28 protein-coding genes are annotated in these 23,632 nt (G+C 42.5%); 8 read left to right on the top strand and 20 right to left on the bottom strand.

The features are described from left to right. Positions 1-34: 34 nt before the first annotated feature. The 7 genes from atpA to WA352_RS17585 form a co-directional block, all read right to left on the bottom strand. Positions 35-1,579, bottom strand: a complete 1,545-nt coding sequence (gene atpA, locus WA352_RS17615; protein WP_004801981.1) for a F0F1 ATP synthase subunit alpha — start codon at positions 1,577-1,579, stop codon at positions 35-37. A gap of 42 nt (positions 1,580-1,621) precedes the next feature. Beyond that, positions 1,622-2,158: a F0F1 ATP synthase subunit delta gene (locus tag WA352_RS17610; RefSeq protein WP_004801979.1), complete on the bottom strand. Its 537-nt coding sequence runs from the start codon at positions 2,156-2,158 to the stop codon at positions 1,622-1,624. 11 nt (positions 2,159-2,169) lie between these two features. After that, on the bottom strand, positions 2,170-2,640 hold the full coding sequence (locus WA352_RS17605) for a F0F1 ATP synthase subunit B (protein WP_004801977.1): 471 nt from the start codon (positions 2,638-2,640) through the stop codon (positions 2,170-2,172). Positions 2,641-2,679: 39 nt separating this feature from the next. Then, complete coding sequence (atpE, locus tag WA352_RS17600) at positions 2,680-2,925, bottom strand: F0F1 ATP synthase subunit C (protein ID WP_000424060.1); 246 nt, start codon at positions 2,923-2,925, stop codon at positions 2,680-2,682. Between the two features lie 82 nt (positions 2,926-3,007). Next, entirely contained in the window at positions 3,008-3,883 is an 876-nt protein-coding gene (gene atpB / locus WA352_RS17595; protein ID WP_004801976.1) for a F0F1 ATP synthase subunit A, read from the bottom strand. Positions 3,884-3,983: 100 nt separating this feature from the next. Next, positions 3,984-4,382, bottom strand: coding sequence for an ATP synthase subunit I (locus WA352_RS17590; RefSeq protein ID WP_004801974.1), 399 nt, complete (start codon positions 4,380-4,382; stop codon positions 3,984-3,986). Positions 4,383-4,552: 170 nt separating this feature from the next. Then, positions 4,553-5,392 carry a metal ABC transporter substrate-binding protein gene (locus WA352_RS17585; protein WP_005200703.1) on the bottom strand — a complete coding sequence of 280 codons (840 nt, stop codon included), beginning with the start codon at positions 5,390-5,392 and terminating at the stop codon, positions 4,553-4,555. Positions 5,393-5,612: 220 nt separating this feature from the next. Here WA352_RS17585 and WA352_RS17580 point away from each other — a divergent pair, with 220 nt between their 5' ends. From WA352_RS17580 to znuB, 3 genes are read left to right on the top strand one after another with little or no spacing between them, the layout of a single operon-like run. Continuing rightward, positions 5,613-6,110 (top strand): transcriptional repressor, encoded by a 498-nt coding sequence (locus tag WA352_RS17580; RefSeq protein WP_004801969.1) that lies wholly within the window; start codon positions 5,613-5,615, stop codon positions 6,108-6,110. Continuing rightward, positions 6,083-6,871 (top strand): zinc ABC transporter ATP-binding protein ZnuC, encoded by a 789-nt coding sequence (znuC, locus tag WA352_RS17575; protein WP_005319724.1) that lies wholly within the window; start codon positions 6,083-6,085, stop codon positions 6,869-6,871. The genes WA352_RS17580 and znuC overlap by 28 nt, the downstream gene beginning before the upstream one ends. Before the next feature lie 3 nt (positions 6,872-6,874). Next, the gene (gene znuB / locus WA352_RS17570) at positions 6,875-7,684 is read left to right on the top strand and encodes a zinc ABC transporter permease subunit ZnuB (protein ID WP_004801966.1); all 810 of its coding nucleotides are present in this window, start codon (positions 6,875-6,877) and stop codon (positions 7,682-7,684) included. Between the two features lie 9 nt (positions 7,685-7,693). Here znuB and WA352_RS17565 read toward each other — a convergent pair whose 3' ends face one another. Continuing rightward, the gene (locus WA352_RS17565) at positions 7,694-8,317 is read right to left on the bottom strand and encodes a LysE family transporter (protein ID WP_005319728.1); all 624 of its coding nucleotides are present in this window, start codon (positions 8,315-8,317) and stop codon (positions 7,694-7,696) included. A gap of 157 nt (positions 8,318-8,474) precedes the next feature. Here WA352_RS17565 and WA352_RS17560 point away from each other — a divergent pair, with 157 nt between their 5' ends. The 3 genes from WA352_RS17560 to WA352_RS17550 all read left to right on the top strand — a co-directional run bounded on the left by WA352_RS17560 (position 8,475) and on the right by WA352_RS17550 (position 12,303). After that, positions 8,475-9,395: a Dyp-type peroxidase gene (locus WA352_RS17560; protein ID WP_005319731.1), complete on the top strand. Its 921-nt coding sequence runs from the start codon at positions 8,475-8,477 to the stop codon at positions 9,393-9,395. Between the two features lie 172 nt (positions 9,396-9,567). Beyond that, positions 9,568-11,358, top strand: a complete 1,791-nt coding sequence (gene argS / locus WA352_RS17555; protein WP_005319734.1) for an arginine--tRNA ligase — start codon at positions 9,568-9,570, stop codon at positions 11,356-11,358. Positions 11,359-11,697: 339 nt separating this feature from the next. Further along, positions 11,698-12,303, top strand: coding sequence for an SPOR domain-containing protein (locus tag WA352_RS17550; protein WP_005319736.1), 606 nt, complete (start codon positions 11,698-11,700; stop codon positions 12,301-12,303). Between the two features lie 56 nt (positions 12,304-12,359). On the opposite strand, the gene WA352_RS17545 is transcribed toward WA352_RS17550, so the two are convergent. The 7 genes from WA352_RS17545 to WA352_RS17515 all read right to left on the bottom strand — a co-directional run bounded on the left by WA352_RS17545 (position 12,360) and on the right by WA352_RS17515 (position 16,300). Beyond that, positions 12,360-13,013 (bottom strand): glutathione S-transferase family protein, encoded by a 654-nt coding sequence (locus tag WA352_RS17545; protein WP_005319738.1) that lies wholly within the window; start codon positions 13,011-13,013, stop codon positions 12,360-12,362. A gap of 97 nt (positions 13,014-13,110) precedes the next feature. Continuing rightward, positions 13,111-13,509, bottom strand: coding sequence for an OsmC family protein (locus WA352_RS17540; RefSeq protein WP_004801954.1), 399 nt, complete (start codon positions 13,507-13,509; stop codon positions 13,111-13,113). After that, positions 13,506-14,453 (bottom strand): pirin family protein, encoded by a 948-nt coding sequence (locus WA352_RS17535; RefSeq protein ID WP_004801952.1) that lies wholly within the window; start codon positions 14,451-14,453, stop codon positions 13,506-13,508. The genes WA352_RS17540 and WA352_RS17535 overlap by 4 nt, the downstream gene beginning before the upstream one ends. A gap of 163 nt (positions 14,454-14,616) precedes the next feature. After that, entirely contained in the window at positions 14,617-14,889 is a 273-nt protein-coding gene (locus tag WA352_RS17530) for a DUF2798 domain-containing protein (protein ID WP_004801944.1), read from the bottom strand. Between the two features lie 144 nt (positions 14,890-15,033). After that, on the bottom strand, positions 15,034-15,342 hold the full coding sequence (locus WA352_RS17525) for a DUF3861 domain-containing protein (protein ID WP_004801943.1): 309 nt from the start codon (positions 15,340-15,342) through the stop codon (positions 15,034-15,036). A gap of 20 nt (positions 15,343-15,362) precedes the next feature. Then, complete coding sequence (locus WA352_RS17520) at positions 15,363-15,752, bottom strand: Fur family transcriptional regulator (RefSeq protein ID WP_004801940.1); 390 nt, start codon at positions 15,750-15,752, stop codon at positions 15,363-15,365. 14 nt (positions 15,753-15,766) lie between these two features. Next, positions 15,767-16,300 carry a PadR family transcriptional regulator gene (locus tag WA352_RS17515; protein ID WP_005319744.1) on the bottom strand — a complete coding sequence of 178 codons (534 nt, stop codon included), beginning with the start codon at positions 16,298-16,300 and terminating at the stop codon, positions 15,767-15,769. A gap of 391 nt (positions 16,301-16,691) precedes the next feature. On the opposite strand from WA352_RS17515, the gene WA352_RS17510 reads away from it, so the two are divergent. Next, positions 16,692-17,207 (top strand): hypothetical protein, encoded by a 516-nt coding sequence (locus WA352_RS17510; RefSeq protein WP_005319746.1) that lies wholly within the window; start codon positions 16,692-16,694, stop codon positions 17,205-17,207. Between the two features lie 94 nt (positions 17,208-17,301). Here WA352_RS17510 and WA352_RS17505 read toward each other — a convergent pair whose 3' ends face one another. The 5 genes from WA352_RS17505 to WA352_RS17485 all read right to left on the bottom strand — a co-directional run bounded on the left by WA352_RS17505 (position 17,302) and on the right by WA352_RS17485 (position 22,519). Further along, positions 17,302-18,510 (bottom strand): OprD family outer membrane porin, encoded by a 1,209-nt coding sequence (locus WA352_RS17505; protein ID WP_407636632.1) that lies wholly within the window; start codon positions 18,508-18,510, stop codon positions 17,302-17,304. A gap of 125 nt (positions 18,511-18,635) precedes the next feature. Continuing rightward, a complete protein-coding gene (locus tag WA352_RS17500; protein ID WP_005319752.1) occupies positions 18,636-19,979 on the bottom strand; it encodes an MFS transporter in 1,344 nt (447 codons plus the stop codon). A gap of 108 nt (positions 19,980-20,087) precedes the next feature. Then, complete coding sequence (locus tag WA352_RS17495; protein ID WP_004801930.1) at positions 20,088-20,789, bottom strand: fumarylacetoacetate hydrolase family protein; 702 nt, start codon at positions 20,787-20,789, stop codon at positions 20,088-20,090. 36 nt (positions 20,790-20,825) lie between these two features. Then, the gene (gene maiA / locus WA352_RS17490) at positions 20,826-21,461 is read right to left on the bottom strand and encodes a maleylacetoacetate isomerase (protein WP_005319754.1); all 636 of its coding nucleotides are present in this window, start codon (positions 21,459-21,461) and stop codon (positions 20,826-20,828) included. After that, on the bottom strand, positions 21,458-22,519 hold the full coding sequence (locus WA352_RS17485; protein ID WP_005319756.1) for a cupin domain-containing protein: 1,062 nt from the start codon (positions 22,517-22,519) through the stop codon (positions 21,458-21,460). The genes maiA and WA352_RS17485 overlap by 4 nt, the downstream gene beginning before the upstream one ends. Before the next feature lie 154 nt (positions 22,520-22,673). Between WA352_RS17485 and WA352_RS17480 the strand changes: the two genes are divergently transcribed. Beyond that, positions 22,674-23,567, top strand: a complete 894-nt coding sequence (locus tag WA352_RS17480) for a LysR family transcriptional regulator (protein ID WP_005319759.1) — start codon at positions 22,674-22,676, stop codon at positions 23,565-23,567. The last annotated feature ends 65 nt before the right edge of the window (positions 23,568-23,632 follow it).

Genomic DNA, 23,632 nt, shown 5'->3' with positions numbered 1-23,632 from the left:
CCAAACTTAACTAAAGTTTTAGCTATTGCTAAAATTAGTAAGTTTGAGTCGCTTTGAAGCTTTCAATACCTGATTTGATTGCTGCTTCGATGTCTTTGTTATAATCACCAGTTTCATCGATCTGTTGCATTAACGCAGCTTGTTCAGAGCGGAAGTAAGAAATTAACGCAGCATCAAAGTCTACGATTTTCTTCACTTCTACGTCAGCCATATAGCCTTCGTTAGATGCATAAACAGAAACAGCTTGGTCAGCAATTGAGTAAGGAGCATATTGTTTTTGCTTCATTAACTCAGTTACACGTTGACCATGCTCAAGTTGCTTACGAGTTGCTTCATCAAGATCAGAAGCGAACTGAGCAAACGCAGCCAATTCACGGTATTGCGCTAAAGCAGTACGGATACCACCAGACAATTTTTTGATGATCTTCGTTTGAGCAGAACCACCAACACGAGATACAGAGATACCCGCGTTCACAGCAGGACGAATACCTGCGTTGAATAATGATGTTTCTAAGAAGATCTGACCGTCAGTAATCGAAATTACGTTGGTTGGTACGAATGCAGATACGTCACCAGCTTGAGTTTCAATGATCGGTAACGCAGTTAAAGAACCAGTTTGACCAGTTACTGCACCGTTCGTGAACTTCTCAACATAATCAGCTGAAACGCGCGAAGCACGTTCAAGAAGACGCGAGTGAAGATAGAATACGTCACCTGGATACGCTTCACGACCTGGTGGACGACGTAAAAGTAATGAAATTTGACGGTAAGCAACAGCTTGCTTAGACAAATCATCATAAATAATTAACGCGTCTTCACCACGATCACGGAAGTATTCGCCCATTGTACAACCTGAGTACGGAGCTAAATACTGCATTGCTGCAGGATCAGCGGCCGCAGCTGCGACAACAGTTGTATACGCCATAGCGCCAGTTTCTTCTAGCTTACGTACCACGTTTGCAATTGTTGATTGTTTTTGACCAATCGCAACGTATACACATTTAATGCCAGAATTTTTCTGAGCGATGATCGCATCGATCGCCATTGCTGTTTTACCAGTTTGACGGTCACCAATAATCAACTCACGCTGACCACGACCTACAGGGATCATGGTATCAACTGATTTATAACCAGTTTGAACAGGTTCGTCGACAGACTGACGCCAAATTACACCTGGTGCTACTTTTTCAACAGCATCAGTTAATTTTGCATCAATTGGGCCTTTACCATCAATTGGATTACCCAAAGCGTCTACGACACGGCCAAGAAGTTCAGGACCAACCGGAACTTCTAATACACGACCTGTGCAACGAGCTTTTTGACCTTCTTGAAGGCTTAGGTAGTTACCTAAAACAACGGCACCCACTGAATCCTGTTCTAGGTTCAGTGCCATACCAAATAAGCCGCCGTCGAATTCGATCATTTCACCGTACATTGCATCTGCAAGACCATGAATGCGCACGATACCGTCAGATACCATGACGATGGTACCTTCATTCTTCGCGGTCGCGCTGGTGTCCAGATCGCCGATACGCTGTTTAATGAGCGCACTGATCTCGGATGGATTCAGTTGTTGCATTGCGCTATTCCTCAATCTTTTTTAAGTTCAGTCTTTTTGCTATTACGCAAGAAGACGAGTCCGCATTTTTTCAAGCTTGTTAAGCGCAGAGTCATCTATCACTTGGTCGCCTGCACGAATCACAACACCTGCGATCAACGCTGGATTAACGTTAACAGTGACATGAACTGTTCTGTTAAAACGTTTTTCAAGCGCATGAGCTAAAATATGCTCTTGTGTCGCATCCATTGGAAAAGCAGATTCAATTTCTACTTCCAATGTGTTGTTGTTCTGCGATTTAAGTAGTTCGTATTCTGTTGCGATTTCAGGCAATAAAACTAAACGATCATTATCTGCAAGCAATGTCAAAAAGTTAGACACTGATTGAGTTTGATCTTCACCTAAAACCTTGGCAAAAAGACCTACTTGTTCCGCAGGAGTCAGCTCAGGGCGATTTAAATAAGCGGAAAATGCTTCATCTTGCACCGCAGCACTGAGCAGTTGTAACGCATTTGACCAAGCGTCAGTTGCATTCTGCTCAGATGCATAAGCAAATGCTGCTTTGCCGTACGGGCGTGCTAACGTCAAGAGTTCAGCCATATTCGCCTCGCTTAAAGTTTAGCAGCCAGCTGATTCAGCATGGCATTATGAGCTTCTGCGTCAACTTGTTGGTTCAGAATTTTTTCTGCACCAGCAACTGCCAAAGCAGCAACTTGTTGACGTAATTCTTCGCGAGCAGAATTGATGTCTTGATCAACAGTTTCTTTCGCCTGTTGACGAATACGCTCACCTTCAGCAGATGCTTGGGTACGCGCTTCTTCGATCAATTGTGCTGAACGACGGTTCGCTTGTTCGATCAATTGAGCCGCTTGTGCTTTTGCTGCGTCTAATTCTGCCTTTACTTGTGCTTGCGCATCAGCAAGGTCAGCTTTTGCTTTTTCAGCAGCGTTTAAGCCATCAGCGATTTTACGCTGACGCTCACTAATCGCATTGATTAGTGGAGGCCAAACAAACTTCATGCAGAATGCGACAAAGATCGCAAATGCAATTGCTTGGCCAATCAATGTGAGGTTGATATTCATTTCGCTATTCCTCAATATGTGGATTTAGGAATTAAGCTATTAACCTACAAATGGATTAGCGAAGATGAAGAACAAGCCAATACCAACACCGATCATAGGCACAGCATCAAGAAGACCCGCAATTAAGAACATACGAGTTTGAAGTTGTGGAGCCAATTCTGGTTGACGAGCAACAGCTTCTAAGAAGCGACCGCCTAAAAGACCAAAACCAATCGCAGTACCTAAAGCACCGAAAGCGATCAAGATAGCAGATGCAATTGCAACTAGACCTAAAGTGAGTTCCATGAAAAATTCCTCAGAGGTTAGGTTATTACCAAATTAAACTAAAATTTAAGCCCAACGATCAGGTGATAGTTAGGCAATACCATTAATGCTTTTCGCTTGCCATGCTCAAGTAAACGATGGTCAGCATCATAAAGATAAATGCTTGCAGCGTGATTACAAGAATGTGGAAAATAGCCCAAGGCACAGATAACGCCCACTGGATCCAGAACGGCAATAATGCGATCAAGATGAAGATCAACTCACCCGCATACATGTTACCGAACAGTCGTAGAGCTAACGAAACTGGACGAGCAAGGAAAGTTACTAATTCCAAAATTAAGTTCACTGGAATCAATAACGCTTTTGCAAATTTGTTACTTGGGTTGAATGGGTTAAGTGCCAATTCACCGACGAAACCGCCGATCCCTTTTTCACGAATACTATAGAACAAAATTAAAACAAATACAGACAACGACATACCAAGGGTAATGTTCGGGTCAGTAGATGGAACAACTTTGAAGTAAACGTGGTGAGGGTCCATACCAAATACGTTTGCACCAATCAATTGAGCTGTATACGGAATCCAGTCAACAGGGATTAAGTCCATTGCGTTCATGAGGAAAATCCACACGAAAATGGTTAATGCCAATGGTGCAATTAAACGTGATTTGCCGTGGAAAGTATCACGAACACTTGAGTCAACAAACTCGATAATCATTTCAATCGCTGATTGGAATTTAGTTGGAACACCTGCATTCGCAGCTCTCGCAACTGTCCAAAACAACAAACAGAAAATCACACCAAGTCCGATAGACCAACCCATTGAATCCAAGTGAATTGCAGTGAACCCCATCGAATGAGCTTCTTCAGCAGTCTCAGCCAATTTCCATGTACCATCAGGCATTTTGCCATAGGTCATATTGGTCAAGTGATGCTTGATATACTCGGTCGAAGTCAGGGCATGTTCTTCAGCAGCCATAAATCACACCTGGTCAATGTCAATCATTAAAAAGAAGTAGAAACGAATCAAGCGGATGGCAAAGATCCCGCCTCTACTTCCAAAAATCTCAAAATGTGTTTTACCCTCGTTTTTGTAGACGTGCCACCCAAAATGGCGCGACCCACGACATCGCTTGTACGAGAATAAATCCACAAAACAATGCAACCGGTGACAGCGGTTTAACATTGCTCAAAATTAATATAAAACCCACGATCACAATCGCAAACTTACCGAGCATTCCTCGGTACATATTCAGCATGACTTGTTTTGATGCTCTTGCGCCTGCCGTTCTAAACGACTGCCAAGCAAAATAACAATGTGCCAACCAACATACCAAAGCCCCAAGCGCAGCACTCAAAGCAGCAGTTGTATCTTTCATTGCCCATGCCAGTAAAGCGGCAACAGGAATCATACATGCTTGTAAGAAGACCAAAGCTTTTGCTAATCGTCGGTCAATCATGCGACTAGTTTGGCTCATTTTTTACCCACTTACAGCAGAACTGCTTGACAAGTTTTAATCATGATCGTTTCGAATCGCAGGCATTATAGAGTTACACCCCTGAACATGCAATCTTTTCTCGACTTAAGTCTGCTTTTTTCGTTACCATATTTTTTGACGTTAGAGTCAATTGATTTTTATTTTTTTGATCAATTTTGTGCACTTATTACGCATTTATCGGTTTTTAAAGCCAATTTTTGCCATGCTGTTACAAAATTGTCTTCACCACGCATGCTTTCATCGACCGATTGGAAAACTACTGGGTTCATTTTTTGGTACTGACTGGCACTTGCTGTCGTTTCGGCCAATAAGCACATTTTATTTTGCGGACGATTATCTCTTAAGTACTTAATCTGAGCTGCCGTTGGGGCAATATGTGGATCATCTGTTAGTGCACCCGCAAATTTTAAGTTCAAGGCACGTTCTAGATACTGATAGGCATCATGATAAGACCAATAGTTTTTGGCTTTATTAGAGCTTTCATATTGTTGTGAGGCTTGCAGCATCTGCTGAGAGAATTCTTTGGCATTGGCCATATATTTGGCTTTATTTTCTGGATATTGCTGCGAACGTAAAGTTGCAATAAAGAAAGCGATACGAACTGCATTATTCGGATCTAACCACACATGACTATCTACTGTGTTCGCCATAGACGCACCACGCAAATTACGCAGCGGTAAAGTCGTTAAAATGCCTGAATCCAATAGCGCAATCGCTTTACGGTTCTGATTTAGCATCTTTTCAAGCGGTGCCTCATGCGCTTTGCCAAGCCAAATCACCAATGAGGCATCTTGAATCGCTTTACGGTGAGCGGGTGTGAGTTGTACGTCATGGCCACTTTGATCTTTTAATAACAGAATCGGTTCTTCTACTCCGTCTGTTACCTCTTTGGCAATCAGATAAATTGGGTGTGTTGAAACCACCAAGCTTTGTGTCCAGCCCCATGTGCTTAACATCGAAAACAAGACCAAGACAAATAGGCGAGACATCACAACATTACTCAATTTAGCGAAGCATGTTATAATATAACAAAAGTTAAAAAATGCCTATGTCTATTTTTAGATTCGCTGCACTATCCGTCGTGCATTTAACTTATATAGATAGTTATCATAAATTGCATGTTATGATAGCGGGGCTATTGCGACACTATTCAGACACTTCATGTCAGTGAAAATTCAATAGGCTCTACAAAAACAATGAGGTCAATCTATGAGTTCTTGTTCACATGAACATGACAATGCTTTACATGGTGTTCACGGTCATCACGATATTAAAGCGCGCCTTGCCGAAGCAGAAATTTTATGTACTGCGACTGGCGCTCGTCTGACACCTTTACGTAAAGAAGTACTTGAACTCATTTTAAATGCATCTGCACCGATGGGTGCTTATGACTTATTGGCTAAAATTAAAGGCCAAGCAGACCGCCCTGCTGCGCCTCCTACGGTTTACCGTACTTTAGACTTTTTATTAGAAAAAGGCTTAATTCATAGACTTACATCTATTAATGCCTATATTCCTTGCTGTCATCCACGTGAAGGCCATCAAGCGGCTTTTCTGATCTGTACGGAATGTCATTCTGTGAAAGAAGCCTCAGCACAAGGTTTGATCCAGCAACTCGATCAACTTGCGTCATCAGACCAGTTTTTAGCGCAACATAGCATTATTGAAATCTCTGGAAAATGTCATCAGTGCAGCACACGCCAGTAAGCACTCCACTTATTCAACTGGAGAAAATCTCAGTTCGTCGTGATGAGCTGGATATTTTAAGAAATGTAGATTTTGCCTTGCAGGCAAAAGAAATTGTGACGTTGATTGGTCCCAATGGCGCAGGTAAATCTACATTGATCAAAGTGCTACTAGGTATCATGCCGCCGAATACAGGCAAAGTTCACTTTTCTAAAAAATTAAAAATGGCCTATGTTCCGCAGAAGTTTAACCCTTCCGCGAGCCTACCTTTACGTGTACAAGATTTACTTGATCTAGAAGTCTGCGAACAAGCGTTACGCGAAGAGATTATTCGCGACACAGGCATTCAAAAATTACAGTCATCCAAAGTACAGCAACTTTCAGGTGGTGAACGGCAACGGGTGTTATTGGCTCGTGCTTTATTGCGTCAACCCGATATTTTAGTACTAGATGAACCAATGCAAGGCTTGGATATTCAGTCCGAAGCTGAGCTTTATGAATATGTCCGCAGTTTGCCTGAACGCTATGGCTGTGCTGTGTTGATGGTGTCACATGATCTACAATGGGTGATGCAAGGTACACATCGCGTAGTCTGCCTTAACAAACATATCTGCTGTAGTGGTTTACCTGAAAGTATTCAACAGCATCCAGAATACCAAGCGATTTTTGGCACCCAACGTATGTTCTATCAGCATCATCACAATCACTGTGGGCATAGTGATCATGCCGAACCGTGTTCACACGATCCACGCCCACATATTCACCCTGAGCCAAAGGTCTAAGCCATGATGGAATGGTTACAACTCCTCCTCCCTGCTTGGATCATGGGGTCACTGCTGGTTTTTCTAACGGCGCCTCTCGGCTGCTTGATGCTTTGGCGCAGAATGTCTTTTTTTGCCGACACCATGGCACACGGCACCTTACTGGGTGTCGCGGTTGCAGGGATTCTGAATTTACCTTTTTGGCTGGGTGTCGCTTGCCTTGCGCTGTTGCTGGTTGCTCTGCTGTGGGTTTTGCACGATTCGCGTCTACCCAATGATGCATTACTCGCTTTAAGCTCTGCCACCCTCCTCTGCTCTGGTCTGCTACTGATTCAACAAGTACCAAGTTTGCGCCCTGAATTGCTTAGCTATTTATTCGGTGATTTACTCAGTATCGAGTGGGCTGATTTACCCATGTTTGCCGTGGTGATTGCAGGTGCATTAATCGTACTTTATCGTTCGTGGTCAGCGCAGATTCAAATTGCGATTGATCCAGATATCGCCATGAGTGAAGGGGTCAGTGCCAATTGGCAACGTTTGATCTTCATGTTGTTATTGGCACTGTTTACCGTATTGGCATTACGTGCGGTCGGTTCATTATTGATGGGTGCTTTACTGGTGATTCCAGCCCTGAGTGCACGCTTATTGGCGCACTCACCAAAACAAATGGTGGTTTGGGCATTTGTGTTGGCACAGCTCGGGGTTACGGTTGGCCTATGGTCGAGTGCTGCACTGAATATTTCTACAGGCTTAAGTATTGTTCTGTGTATGGCACTTTGCTTTGCCGCTATTTTCATCACGCAAAAACTCAAAAGCCAAGCTCAATCTGCCTAAATCAGGCAGTCAGCTTGACTGTTGGATCGCACTTAATAAAAGTGCTGCACCACTAAACATCACCGCAAAACCACGGTTTAAATATTTTTGCTGTGTCGGTGAGCGAAGCAATCTCAATACTTTCGAAGCCAGTCCGGTATAGCCCGCCATGATAATCAGATCGATCGTCACCATCGTGACCGCCATAATTAAGTATTGCAGCCATTGCGGTCGACTCAAATCTAGAAATTGCGGTAAAACAGCCAGCAAGAATACAATGGCTTTAGGATTACTCATATTCACCACAAAGCCTTTCAATATTAAGGCGATCGCTGATTGAGGTTGTTCCTGTCGAATCTCAATCGCCTGAATCGGTGCAGTCCACTGCTTATACGCCAAATAGACCAAATAAGCGACGCCAAACCATTTCACCACCTGAAAAGCCAAAGGTGTAGTCGCAAACAGCACACCAACACCTGCTGCCACAATCAGGATTTGTAGCAACAATGCCACTTGTAAACCAATGACATTCCAATAGCCATGTCGAAAGCCGTAGTTGAGGCCACTCGACATTGACGCAATTGCGCCCGCGCCTGGAGAGATGCTAATCACCCAGCACGCCAACATAAAAGCAAACCAAATCTGCAAAGACATAACAACAGCGTCGAACAATAAAAGGTGAATTATACTGTTTTATTGAATAGTTACGATGATTTTTTAGGCAATAAAATTTCTTAAATAAACTACTCAGCCCAACCAACATCAGGCACAATTATCGTTTTCCCCTTAAAAATAACTAAGGAGTTTTTTAATGACTGCGCAATCTGTCATTCTTCCATTACCTTCTGACCACGCCCGCTTTATTGTTTTACGTTTAAAAGATCTAAGCATTGCCGAATTAAAACAACAGATTGAAGCTCTCCTTTCGACACGTGACCGTTTGATCACACAACACCCGAATGACCAGATTAAAACAGCCATCGCTTTTGGTCCCGAACTTTGGGCACAACTCTATTCGCAAACACCTGAAGGTTTTAAACAGCTCGATCCGCAACAAGGTGCGTTTAATATGCCAGTGGTGCCAGCGGATGTATTTATTCATCTTGCCAGTGCCCGTGCAGATATTTGTTTTGCCATGAGCCAAGCTTTTTTTAACGGCATTCAAGACAAAGTCGAAGTCCTAGATGAACGTGCTTGTTTCCGTTTCTTTGATGGCCGTGATATGACAGGCTTTATTGATGGAACAGAAAATCCGCAATTTCCAGATGACCGTGCCGAAGCAGCATTACTACCAGAAACAGCAGGGGCCTTTGCTGATGGTAGCTTTATCTTTGCACAACGCTATATCCATGACCTAGCAAAATGGCAACAACTGAAAGTTGATGCGCAAGAGCATGTGTTTGGCCGTACCAAACTTGAGTCAATTGAGCTTGATGATGATGTAAAACCAGAAAACTCACATGTGGCACGTACAGTCGTTGAAGACGGTGAAGGTGAGGAAATGGAAATCTTGCGTCACAGCTTGCCTTATGGTGATGGCAAAGGTGAGCAAGGCTTATTCTTTGTCGCTTACACCAACAATTTAAGCATTATTGACGAGATGCTGAAACGTATGTTTGGGACCACAGGTGATGGCATTCATGATCGCTTGCTGCATTTTACTACCGCAATTGATGGTGCTTATTACTTCGCGCCAAGCGATGAATTATTAGAACAGATTTTAGAAGATTAGAACCAGCAGATGCTATGTTTATCAATGACATAGCATCTGTATGACCACCAAATTTCTACTCACGCCAAAAAGATTTATGTGAATATGTTAATTCCGCACAAATCCCACTCCCCTTAAGCCGATAAAATTTGCTATATTGGTCGTTTTTCCGCGACATTTATTTTCGGTAACTATGAATACGGCAATACAAGCAGCTCTCGATCATGCGGTACAAACCCTGCAACAACAAGGTGTACTTCCTTCAGATTGGACCAACACGAGCCATTTAACCCGTACCAAAGACCGAAGTCACGGAGACTTTGCTTCAAATATCGCCATGATCGGCTCAAAAGTTGCAGGTATGAAACCTCGCGCTCTCGCTGAAAAAATCTTGGCAGCCCTGCCTGAAGTCGCTGACATTACCAAAGCAGAAATTGCAGGTCCGGGTTTTATCAACTTCTTTTTGAATGCTGACCAACGCTACGCGGTACTCGACCAAATTCAAGCACAAAAAAATGATTATGGTCGTAGCCAAGCCAACGCAGCTAAAAAGATCCAAGTCGAGTTTGTCTCAGCAAACCCAACCTCTAGCCTGCATGTCGGCCATGGTCGTGGTGCAGCTTATGGTATGACCGTTGCGAATCTATTAGAAGCGACAGGTGCAACCGTTGATCGTGAATACTATGTCAATGACGCAGGTCGTCAAATGGACATTTTGGCGACTTCAACTTATTTACGTTATTTAGAATTGACGGGACAAACTTTAGTTTTCCCTAAAAATGCCTACCAAGGCGACTACGTCAAAGAAATCGCACAAGAAATTATTGATAAAGATGGCAATGCACACGTTCGTGCCGTTGCTGACATCTATAAAGATGTACCAGAAGATGTTCAATACGCTGAAGAACTCGATGCAGAAGGCAACAAAGTTGTGCTTTCTGGCGATAAAGAAAAACACATTGATGGTTTGATCGCAAACTCACAACAACACTTGGGTGCGGACTACCGTGTTTTCCATCAAGCAGCGTTACATGCCATCTTAGATGACATCAAAGATGACTTGGCTGACTTTGGCGTGACCTTTGACAAATGGTTCAGTGAAGACTCTTTAACTGACAAAATTGACGAAGCGCTTGAGACATTAGACCAGCGTGGTTACCTCTATGAAAAAGAGGGTAACATCTGGTTTAAATCAACTGAATTTGGTGATGAAAAAGACCGTGTGGTGAAACGTCGTAATGGTCAAACCACTTACTTCGCCTCTGACATTGCTTATCACTTAAATAAATTACAACGCGGCTATACTGACCTGATTGATATTTGGGGTTCAGACCACCACGGTTATATTTCACGTGTCAAAGCTGCCATTGATGCAATGGGCTATGACTCGAAGAAATTGACTGTGCTTTTGGTTCAGTTCGTAAGCTTGTGGCGTGGCGGTGAGATGGTACAAATGTCATCGCGTTCGGGTCAGTTCGTGACTTTACGTGATCTACGTAAAGAAGTGGGTAATGATGCCGCACGTTTCTACTATGTGATGCGTAAGTCTGAACAACACATCGACTTTGACCTTGATCTTGCGGTTTCACAAAGCAAGGACAATGCGGTGTATTACATTCAATATGCCCATGCACGTATTTGTCGTATGTTAGAAAAAGCAGCCACTACAGGGATCAGTTTTGATGCTGTTGCAGCGCGCGAGCAAGCCAATCGTTTAGAACTTGATGCTGAAACAGAAATTCTGTCTAAGCTTGCTGCTTATCCTGATATTTTAGTCCGTGCGGCAAATGTCTATGAACCACACCAAATTGGTAACTATCTTAAAGAGTTAGCTGCCCTATTCCATGCTTGGTATAATGAGCATAAGGTTTTGGGTGATGATGTGGCACTGACTCAAGCACGTTTATTGCTTTCAATCAATGTACAGCAAGTTTTACACAATGGCTTAGAATTACTCGGTGTCTCCGCTCCTGAGACCATGTAAAAAGTGAAGCGAAAGCTTCACACATGGTCGCAAGACGGAGGGCTGTGCCCGAAGTAACCATGTAAACAGCAAAGCAACGCTTCACACATGGCTGTAAAACCAAAAGCTATGCTTGAGGTGGGCTGTAAAACAGCAAAGCAACGCTTTGCACATCGTCGCAAGACCAAAGGCGATGCCTGAGGTAAAACGGCAACCCGTAAATCAAAGCTTAAACAGATGTAAACTTAAACCATGATTGTTAAACAATATGGTAAACAAAGCATTATTTTCAAACATAATGCTTTGTTTTTAAGCAGATTCAAGTTACAAATAACCTAATAGGATCAAGAGGAATTTCTGGTGTTTGGAAAAACGCAACGTGGTGTATCTGAACGACCAAACAAGCCCAAAAAACCACTCATTCCAAAGTGGTTAGGAATGCTTGTCGCAGTTCTCGCGATCCTGTGCGCTGCCGTGATGCTCATGCTTTGGCAACCATGGCAGCCTGTTCCTGCAAAAAATCAGGTAACGTCTGAACACTATGAAGAAGAAAATACCAATAAAGACTACCGCTTTTATGACTTACTTCCGCAACAGCAAGTAACCCCAATTCCTGAGCAAGCCGTGCCAGAATCTAAACCTCAGGGTAATGTTGTGATTATCGAGTCACCAAAACCTGAAACCACAACAACAGAAGATCCAAGTGGCATCACCCCAAGTGAACAAGCTCCTGCACATGCGACTTATATTTTACAAGTACGTAGCTACCCTGACCCAGACAGTGCCGACGCACGTCGTGCAGAAATCATCCTGAATGGTTTATCTGCAGATGTGGTGAAAAGCGTTGAAAATGGTCAAACTTGGTATCGAGTGTTCTCTGGACCTTATGACAGCCAAGAATCTGCGCTTGCTGCTCAACAGACCTTACAACATAGCGGCATTGATTCAATTGTAATTAAACGCTAAAAATAGAGTCACAATAAAAAAGGGAACAATCAGTTCCCTTTTTTATGCTTAAAAATTTATGCGCATTGAGAATGCAGTGTTCCTTGTTCAGCACGTTGAAAAGCCGGACGCTGCTGAACACGTTGTACAAAAGCCTGAATGTTTGGATACTTACCATGTAAGCGGTTCTGAATCGCAATCAGTGGAAAAGCCATTTGAATGTCAGCAAAAGAAAAATCACCCGAAAAATAATCATGTTTTGACAAATAATCCTCAAGATACAAAATATGTTCTTTCACTCGTGGGCGGACAAAGCCGGCTTTAACACCATCGGTAATTTTTTCCGCAATCGGACGAATCACCCAAGGAACGTGTTTGCTGACATTATTCATCACAAGGGTCATGACCAATAAAGGCATCAATGAACCTTCTGCATAATGCATCCAGTATGAATATTGACGTTGATCAGATGCCTGTTGAGGTTTAAATTTGCTTTGAAGATCATACTGCTGTTGTAAATAATCGAGGATCACAGCAGATTCAACAATGACATCATCCCCATCGACCAAAATAGGTGCTTTACCGAGAGGATGAATTTGTTTAAGGCTTTCTGGCGCTGCGTAACTGGCTGACCTTTGGTAATACTCAACTTGGCAATCCACACCAAGTTCTTCTAACGCCCACAATATGCGGAACGAACGTGAGCATTGTAGGTAATGTAAGGTAATCATTTTTGTGCCTGCTTTTTAGCTGCGTAACTATGGTTTTAGTCCCTCTCATAGCTACGCTTAGAATTATGTTTTGCCCAAGCACAATAGCACTTTAGTCTTAAAGAATCATGGTCTGAATGTCTAAACTACGTAACAAAGTTTTAGTAACAGGCGTTTTGCTACAGACATTGAGAAGCTTTTCTTTTAAATCTTGTGAAACAGGTTGTTTAAATATTACACGGCGTTCGATCCGTTCCTGCTGTTCACGATTGGTATGAAAATCGACTTCAACGGTAAATTCACCTAAATCCATTTCCTTATGCTGCGCGTACATTCGCAAGGTAATCATGGTGCAGGAGGCCAGACTTGTGGTGAGGAAATCATAAGGTGCAGGACCTGTATCATGTCCACCAAACTGTTCTGGCTTATCGGTAAGAAATTGATGCGTACCACTCTTCACTGCCCCCTTCCAAGGTTCTGGCAAAGTCTGGACTGCTGCACTGGCAATAATACTCATTTTGATGCCCTCATTTGATCAGGTAACACTGGCGCTTCTAGGCGTTTACCTTGGTAATCTGGAATTTCCCCAAAACGAGCATCGTGATTAATCCAGTCTTCACGCGCTTGCTTTAACTCTTCCATGGTACGCCCTACAAAATTCCACCACAGTAAAATCGGCGATTCAAACGGTTCACCACCAATCAATAACAGACGATGACCTTGAGTTAACTCGACTTCAATTTCAGTGAGTCCGGTTTCTAAAACCACCATATTATCGGCAGTCAGCTCATGCCCATTGACGCGAGCCGTGCCTTCTAAAGCCATAAAGGCATATTCAAACTTTGGATTGAGTGGAATACGGGTTTTGGTATCAGCTTGTGCAGTCAGATCCACACCCACCAAAGGGGTATGCACGTGTACAGGTGAGGTTGTATCGAGGAAATCTCCGACCAGTACCGTAAATTCAACCTGATCTTTATTCACAATCGGTAATTCTGGATAGTGCTCAAACTTAGGCGACATATTCAGTTTGTCATCTGGTAATGCAATCCAAAGCTGTGCAGCATGCATTTTGGTTTCGGTATCAGGTGCAACTTCGGTATGTGAAATTCCGTGACCTGCCGTCATCAAATTGACTTGCTTCGGGCGAATTAATTGTTTTGAGCCCAGACTATCGGTATGCATCATGGTGCCTTCAATCATCCATGTGAACGTCTGCAAACCAATGTGTGGATGCGGTCCCACATCTAAACCATCACCCGCTGGAAAACTCACAGGCCCAGCATGATCTAGAAAACACCATGCTCCGACCAAGCGTTTTTGTCGACTCGGCAGAGCACGCTTAATCACGGTTCCCTTACCAATTTCGGCAGAACGAATGGTAAATTCTTGAATGAATTGATTAATATATGTTTCGCAGTCTTTTGAATCAGAAATATCGTAGTCGTTATTATTGCTCATGATATTGCTCTCTTTTACCTATGCTATTGCAATGAGTTGATAGCTTGATCTTATCAATACAATCATTCAGCAATATAGTCTTTTAGTAATACACAGAGTGTTATTCATGAGACAATCTTGATATAGGCTTAATATCCTTCAATAAAATACCACTTCATTAGGTTTATGGCTTAGCTTGCATATCGACAATCAAGCCTGTTAAACGCCGTACCACAGGCAATAAAACCAAGACCAATGGATAAGCGATCAACCAAGAAAACATCCATGTTTCCAACCAGATCATGGTAAACCCTGAAATAAAGCCCGTTCTCATCCATAGATTAACGAGTGATAAAGTCCCACTCATAAAAAAAGATAAAATCAGCGGTAAGATCCACGCTGCATACTTCGCGGGTAATTTCGCAATCAGTCGTGGGCTTGCTTTCAATTCTTGCATTTTTAGCTCGTTTTAATAAAAACAATCTTTAGTTAATTTTAATAATTTATAACGTCATCAGCACGATCCATAAACGATACACAGGGTACTATCTATGCAACAATCTATTACTGAACGCATCATGAACTTTGTTCTAAAACAACCTTACTCAGGATTGTCTTTCTTCACTTGCTGTTTTAAATTTTTCATAAACTGACCAAACTGAGGTAGAAAAGTCTCAAATAAAGGATGATCTTTGTTTTCCAACATCACTTCACTAAACAGCTTTAAGCCCACTGCAAATGATTTGGTGGTTTGATCATCAAAAAAATCGGCTTTCTTCAAACGTTCGACAATCTCGAAGATATCGTCATGGTTGCCTGTATAAAACTCTAAACGCTCGCTATAAGTTGAAACCTGCCCTTTCGCATCCTTTAGATGTTGTACTGTGACATGATATTGATGTTGTTTCATGCTTCTGCTCCAAGATGCTTTTAAGCACTCTCTTTAATTTCAACCTGCATCAGGTCGACTTGAAATTGATGAAATACTGCAGCCAACGACTGTAAAAATGCGGTCTGTTTGGCTGTGGTTAAATCAGCACAACGAATTTGCAGCACTTGACCGTTAGAGATTGAAGGTAAATTAAACTTGGTCTCAGCACGATGAAACTGATAACTGGCAATCAAGCCGGCCTGCACCAGATCACTGACCACCCGATACACTGTAGCCAAACTCAGTTGCTGTTTCTGTTCATTCAACCGTTGATAAATCTGCTTCACCGTAAGCTCTTCTGATTGTTGTGCCAGCACAGACAATACCGCCATACGTGGATGAGTCACCCTTAGACCCGCCTGTTTGATTTTCTGTTGTAGCTCTAACATATTTCGCTCCCAACTTATAAACGTCCAATTGCGATGGCGGCCTGATCAATTTTTTCCGCAATTTGATGGATCTGTTCTTGTTGCAAATCTGTGATATTCAGCTTTAAACGCAATGCGGTTTTCAGATTTTCCATCGCGCGGTGGATATCAATCAGCTGATCATTATTATGGATTTCACGTCTTAGTCGCAGCTTTTGTAGAAGTGCCAACAGCATGTCTTGCTGCTCCTTTAAATAGCTGTCGCCATAGTCGGTAATCTGATATTGCTTACGTTCGGCATCCAGCACGCGAATCAAATTCATTTCTTCCAATGCGGTTAGCGTTGGATAAATCGTTCCGGCACTTGGGGTATAACCATCGCCTACCAGATCACTAATTTCTTTAATAATTTCATAGCCATGTTTAGGGCTTTGCTGAATCAAATGCAGCACTAACAGTTTCATACGACCTGATTCAAATAAGCGACCACGGCGACCGGCTCGGTGATGTTCTCGATGTAATAAAGCCGCTTCGGCTTCATCATGGGAATGCTCGGATTGATGTTTCATCTGTTATTTTTCTCTATATTTGCTTAATTTACGACTTCTAAGATATATCTTAATATATCTTTTATCAAGTTAAGATACAACTTAATTTTTAATAGTTTGATATTTATGGGGTTATTTATTTTCTCAAAAGAACTTTTGGAAGAGTAAGTAATAAAAAAGAGTGCGTAGGCACTCTTTTTTTGGTAACAAGTATCGAATCAAGTTGCAAAAAATCTGACTTATTTCAAATGCAGTCTTTGAGTCTGCTCCGTTCTAGACTATTGATAAACCAAATAAATATTTGAAAAAATATTGTTTTATACAAAATGATGTTAAAGATATGGATACCGCTTAATTTATTTACATTAGGTGCTTATAATTTAAATATTATTTTTAGTGATCAAATACAGAGATGGAACAAGTAGGTTATTTAGAGCAGTTGATCGCTAATTGTGAGGCTGCTAAAAAAGCAGTTTGTGTTAAAAAATTTATTTTTAAAAATGATAGTGATCTATCAACCATTTCATCAGCAATTTATATCATTAAAGAAAAGAATGGCGATGCCAACAGTACGTTCAATCAGTTTAAAAAATTTAAAGAGGAGCAAACAGAGAAACGAAAAAGAAATAAAAATAAAAAAGAGAATGAAGAGAAGGAGATAGTTTTAGCATGTCCTCAATTAAATAGCCCATCAGAAATTTTATATGTAGGATCTTCAACAACAAATTTAATAGGACGTTTACGTCAACATACTACCCAATCTCCTAATGATACTTATGCACTAAGATTAAATAAGTGGTTTGAGGGTGTCTATGAAATAGAGATTAGAGTTTATAAAGAAACCAACGAAGTGCTTCAGCTTATTGAAGATAACTTATCTTTTAATTTAAAACCTGCTTTTGGAAAAAGAGGGTCAAATAAAGGATAATTGAGGTGTTTAAAATTTCTAAGATCAGCATAATAACTTTTATAAACAATAAAAAAGAGTGCTCAAACACTCTTTTTTACGACCTTGAATATGATTAAAACCGCTTCGTATAGTTCACAAACAAACGGTCTTCACCAAAGTCATTGCCATGTTTGACCTTGTAATCAACACGCAGATATTGAATGGCAAAACCCTTTAAATAAGGCTGCTGAAAGGCATAATTGACCAAGACATTGGATTCAGTTTCATGATTTTTCTCACCATTGGCGGTTCTAAAATCATGACCATAAACATACTTAACCATGGCATTTAGCCCCGGTACGTAGTCTTTAAAATCATAGCCATACATCAAATGATAGGACTTTTCATTCTGCTTAAAAAAGCCTGTGGCATTCCAGTTAATAAAATACAACTCAGGCAAAAAACCATCAGGTAAAGGATAGGCCGATTTACCAACAATCTGTTGATAGCCCAAACCAAAGCTCTGATTGTTCACTTTCAACATTTCCAACAGCCCGATATTTTGCGCATCAATCTCAAAATTATTGCCATCATTTTTAGCATTAAAATATTTCAACTTGGAATTGAGTGAAAAAGTCGGCTGTTTCCACGTATGCTCCAAGCCTAGATAGTGTTTGTTATATAAATCCTCTAAATTGCCAAAATAGTATTCAGCTTTCAGTGCAGGTGTCAGTTGATAACGTAGATCTAGATAATTTAAGCCATCGGAATAAGCCGTTTTGCCTTTGGAGGTAAAGGAAAAGCGATGAAAATCCTCCTCATTGCGTGGAGATACTTTTTCCACTCTACCCAGTTCAACATACAGCTGATCCGAAATCTGTGACTTTAAATTCGTCCCCCAATACGAGGTAATGAGCTGCCGACTCGCATCTGAAGTGGTGACAGGTAAATCCAACCATAACTCCCCGATACTCAGCAAGGTTTTGTCATAACCCAATTTTAAGGTTGCCCCATATTTTGAATAATCAGCAGCTTGAGATTGTGTTTTGGAGTCAAAGGGCAGCACCATATCACTGACATGCCGATCTGCACTTAAACGTACGGCATATTGCACCGAAGCGTCCGCGCCAATACGAATCGGCTTGTCTGCAATCGCTAAAGGTGTGTCGTGTAAATTTGAAGTATAAAATAAAGAAACCCCTTGCGACCAACTACCAAAATTTTTGGCATTCGGATTGTCATAATCCCGATATAGATAGGCATTCTTTAGGTTAAATTTCCATTCATCTTGAATAGCTTGGGTTGGATCTGCTGCCCATAGCACCGAACTGCTTCCTGACATCACCAACAGTAGGCTCAGCGTTAAAGTTTGTGTATTTAAATGGTTCATAGAAGGAATCATCCATCGCTGGGTGCTGTGCCATCCATTGGCACAGCAATCTATTTTTATGCGGAATATCTTTAATTTCAGCCTAGCGTTGTCACAACGACAGGCTGTTCTTTTTTAAGGCGTTTAATCAGCAACAATGAAATGGCCGCACAGAAGGCAGGAATAGCAAGAATGCTAAGAATGGCAAAACTAGAAAGGTTCAATGACATCAGCCAGCCGCCCATGATAGAGCCGACAACAGACCCTACACGTCCAATCGCATTGGCCCAACTCACGCCAGTTGCACGACAATGTGTTGGATAAAAACTGGATGAAAAGGCATTTGCGCCAACTTGTGAGCCACTGATCCCCACACCCACACCAAACATGGCAAACATCAGCAATATGGTATTGGACTGTTCAATCCCGAGACCTAAACAGATCAAGAACAAACCACCAAAAGCATAAGCTGCACTTAAAATTTTAGTCGCATCCATTTTATCCATCAGCACACCTAAAACGATGGCACCGATTGTTCCGCCAATCTGAAAGATCGAGGTGAGCCATGAGGCATTGGATAAGTTAAAACCTGCATTGGTAAGTAAAGTCGGCATCCAGCTTGAGATCATATAAATAATCAGCAGACTCATGAAAAATGTAAACCAAATTAGAAAAGTACCTAAAGCAAGACCTTTGCTAAATAGGTCTTTAAGACTAGATTTTGCCACTTCATTTGCAGGCGGGACCAAACTTGGAATCTGCGTGATATGCGGTGCCATACGACGAATGATGCTTTCAATGTGTTTGACACTTTTTTGTTTCAAAACCAGAAACCGCAGCGATTCAGGCAAGAGATAATATAGGAAAGGCACTGTGCATAAAGGTGCAATTCCCCCGATCAATAAAATGCCATGCCAACCGATATGTGGTAGCAGTTGTGCCGATAGAATCCCACCCAGCGCAGAGCCAATGGTAAAACCACAAAACATCATGGTGACCAAATTGGAACGGCGGGACGTCGGTGCATATTCTGACGTTAAGGTAATGGCATTCGGTAAAGCACCACCTAAACCCAGCCCAGTGAGAAAGCGCCAAATAATCAGCGTTTGCAAGTCCGATGAAAAGGCGGCAAATAGGCTGGCACAGCCAAACATGATCACCGAGCCGATCAGAATCGGCTTACGCCCAAGTTTATCGGACAAAGGGCCAAAAATAAGTGCGCCTGCCATTAAGCCAAATAAGCCTGCGCCAAATAACGGTGCTAGATCAGTGGGTTGCAAGCCCCACTCGGCTTTCAATGCAGGCGCAATAAAACCGACTGCTGCGGTATCAAAGCCATCAATTGCAACAATCAAAAAGCACAACCACATGATTAGCTTTTGCAAAGCTGACAGTGGTATTTCATCAATGAAATTTTGTACATCTATGGTTTTCTGAGACATAACGACTCCTTTTGCCAATACCTTGGCCAGTGCAATCCTTAGCAAAGGTGCTCAACTCTATTTATTGTTCAGTTTGAGCACCTGTTTAAACCACTCAGATCAAGTGAGTTATTTCACATTCACGGTGATACCTGTTAGACCTGTAATCTCCGCACGCATCACATCACCTCGCACCACAGCACCGACCCCTTCAGGCGTACCTGTAAAGATCAAGTCACCCGCTTTCAGTTCAAATAAGGTCGACAGATTGGCAATGGTTTCAGCAACTGACCAGATCAGATGGGTGATATCACTGCGTTGTACCGTTTCACCATTCACGGTCAAATGAATATCAGCCTGATTGATTTCACCAGTTTCCGTCATCGGGTGAATGGGGCCAATCGGCGCAGAAAAATCGAATGCTTTGCCAATTTCCCATGGACGCCCCTTTTCACGCATACTCATTTGCAAGTCACGGCGAGTCATGTCCAAACCAACTGCATAACCATAAATGTAATTTACGGCATCTTCGACCGAAACATTTTTAGCATCGCGTCCTATCGCCACCACCAACTCAATTTCATAGTGATAATTTGAGGTTTCGGTTGGATAAGGAAGATCTACTGCATCCTGATTAACGGGTACGATCGACTCTAGATCGTTCGGCTTACAAAAGAAAAATGGCGGTTCACGATCTGGATCAAAGCCCATTTCACGTGCGTGGGCAGCGTAGTTACGCCCGACACAATAGACACGACGTACTGGAAATTGCTGATCTGAGCCATGAATAAACAGGCCCGCGGGTGTCATTGGCTGGAAAATAAAAGTCATGGCATATTCCTTGTTGATATAAGTTAAATCAGAGCCTTAAAACGCATCGGCCTGCTGTTCAGGCGCAGCTTTCTGGAATGCGTCAAGGGTCATACAATGCTGATAAATTTCATTAATTTGAGGATAAGCCGACAGGTCGACCTGAAAGCGTTGTGCCGATACCACTTGTGGAATCAAATACGCATCGGCAATGCTGACTTGCTTGCCATAGCAGAACTTTTCCCGAGTTGGATCTTCAGCCAATATCTGCTCTAAGGCTGAAAAACCATCCTGAATCCACTTGGCACACCAAGCATTGATCTGATGCTGATCCAGTCCAAGCTGGCGTAAATACTCCAGTACACGCTTATTGTTTAAGGGATGAATATCGCATCCGATCAAGGCTGCAATGGCACGTACTTTCTCTTTACCCAACGCATCTGCTGGCAGCAAAGCAGGCTCAGAGTATTGCTGTTCTAACCATTCGATAATGGCAGGGCTTTGTAACAGCATCCCCGCCTCCGTTTCCAAGACGGGAACAAAACCCTGTGGATTTAGCCTTTGAAAAGCAGCTTGATGATGCTCATTTTTCGCCAGCGATACATAGCTCGCCTCATAATCCAAACCCTTGAGATTCAGTACAATGCGGGTACGGTGCGAGGTGCCACTACGGAAAAATCCATACAGTTTCATGGGCTCACTCCTTCAGCATGGCGTTCACGTACCGAATACAAGCCTAATTTACGTTGCAAAGGTGCCTCATCGGCAATAAACACATAGCATGGCTGCGCAGATGTATTGATTAAATCAATAGCAGCAAAACATGGTGCACATGCGGTATCCGCTTGGGTTAAATGGAAGTCCTGTTGATCAATCTGAATGGTCAGTCCACCTTCAATGACATGAAAGACCTGTGCAGTGGAACGCAAAGGCAAAGACAGCGTTTCATTCGGACGCAGAAGTAAAGCTGAATAACCCAGAATGTTCTGACAGTCTTTACCTGTTTCAGGATTGACATAAGCCACTTGTAACGGGTCCTGATAGCCAGCTTTTTCAGCCAAGGTATCCAATACTTTTTTGGTGTCTTTCCAGGCATAACGCATCATCGGATAAGGCGCATCTTCACGATTAAAATGTGGTGTAGGCACGATACCCGCTGCATATTGAGGCGTAGAACCTTGATTAATCCGATCCACTTCCTGACGGCGACCCTCTTCAACAAAAGAGGCTTCCATGTAGTAAACCAGCGGTAAATCTAGGATATCCATCCAGATCACAGGTTGATCACCATCATGCCCATGCTCATGCCACAAACCAGAAGGCGTCAGGATCATGTCGCCATGTTCCATAATGCATTTTTGCCCTTCGACCGTGGTATAGGCACCCTCTCCTTCAACAATGAGGCGCACCGCATTCGGTGCATGTCGATGTGCAGGCGCCCACTCTTGCGGAAGCAACAATTGCATACCTAAATACATGGCTGGGCTGACTTTCATATTCTCCAAACCATGACCAGGGTTGGCGAGTGCCAAGACACGACGCTCTGCCTTTTCAATCGGTGTTAACTCACCTGCTTCTAACAACAGTGGTTTGATTTGCTGAAAATACCAAGCCGTTGCAACCGTTTGCGGTCTTGGTTTATGAGGTGGAATAAAACTTCTTAGATTGGGCCACAATGGCACCAGATTGGATGCATTCAGTTCTTCACGATAACGTTCTGGTAGCTCTTCGAGCGTGCCTAACTGTTCCATATGTCATTCCTTTTTCTGCCCATGGAGCACAATACTAATGACGATAATTTCATCAATATTCGGTGTTGGCTCAATGTAGCAATCAGGATGTGTTGAATCTATGCACAAAAAACAATAGGCTGTATTGATAAAATCAATACGGTAGTTCATCGACATGTTTGATCTGGATACAAGACTGCTGAAAATTTTCTTTGAAATTTATCAGCACAAAAGTATTTCTAAAGCAGCGGAACAGCTTGGTATTGGTCAACCCACCTTGAGTATTGCACTGAATAAACTCAGAGCACATTTTCGTGATCCACTGTTTGTGCGTATTGAAAATAAAATGCAGCCCACTGAGCTTGCTCAACAGATCTATCCGATGGTGGTAGAAATCTTAAACCGCTTGAAGTTAGTCCAGAATTACAATATTGACTTTGATCCACAGACTTCGACTTATCAATTCCGTATCAGCATGACCGACATCAGTCATTTGGTATTTTTACCACGTCTAATGAATTACATGCGCCAGCATGCCCCCTCAATTCGTCTGGAAATTTTACCGATTGATAGCCAAACCGCACCAATGATGTCGAATGGGGATATTGATCTTGCCATTGGATTTCTGCCTCAGTTGGAAGCTGGTTTTTACCAACAAACCCTGTTTCAGCAACATTACACCTGTATCGCCAGTCAACAGCATCCGAGACTGACAGGAACCAGCCTGTCTGCGTTGGAGTTCGCTCAGGAATTACATGTCGATATCTTGGCGACTGGGGGACATTATGTGGTGGAACATGAGCTGCAAAAACACGGCGTCAATCGAAATATTCTGGTACGTTTACCGAGCTATTTGGGAGTTGGTCTGATTGTCCGAGATACGGATACCATTGCGACAATCCCTCACTATCTGGCGCAGGTGTTTATGACCCAAGGTGGACTCAAAACTTTTGAACCGCCTTATAATTTCCCTCAATTCAGTGTCAAACAACACTGGCATTCACGTGTCCATCAGACCCCAAGTAATCAGTGGTTAAGGCAAATTTGCTTTAAACTGTTCTCGGCCTAATGCTTAGAGCAGGGTTAAAATAAAATAGCGCATCGAAATCGATGCGCTATTTGATATCTGATTCA

It is taken from the genome of Acinetobacter sp. 102, assembly GCF_037028485.1.
GTDB lineage: Bacteria > Pseudomonadota > Gammaproteobacteria > Pseudomonadales > Moraxellaceae > Acinetobacter > Acinetobacter higginsii.
The sequence above is the reverse complement of the archived record's forward strand: the minus strand, read 5'-3'. Positions and strand labels throughout refer to the sequence as shown.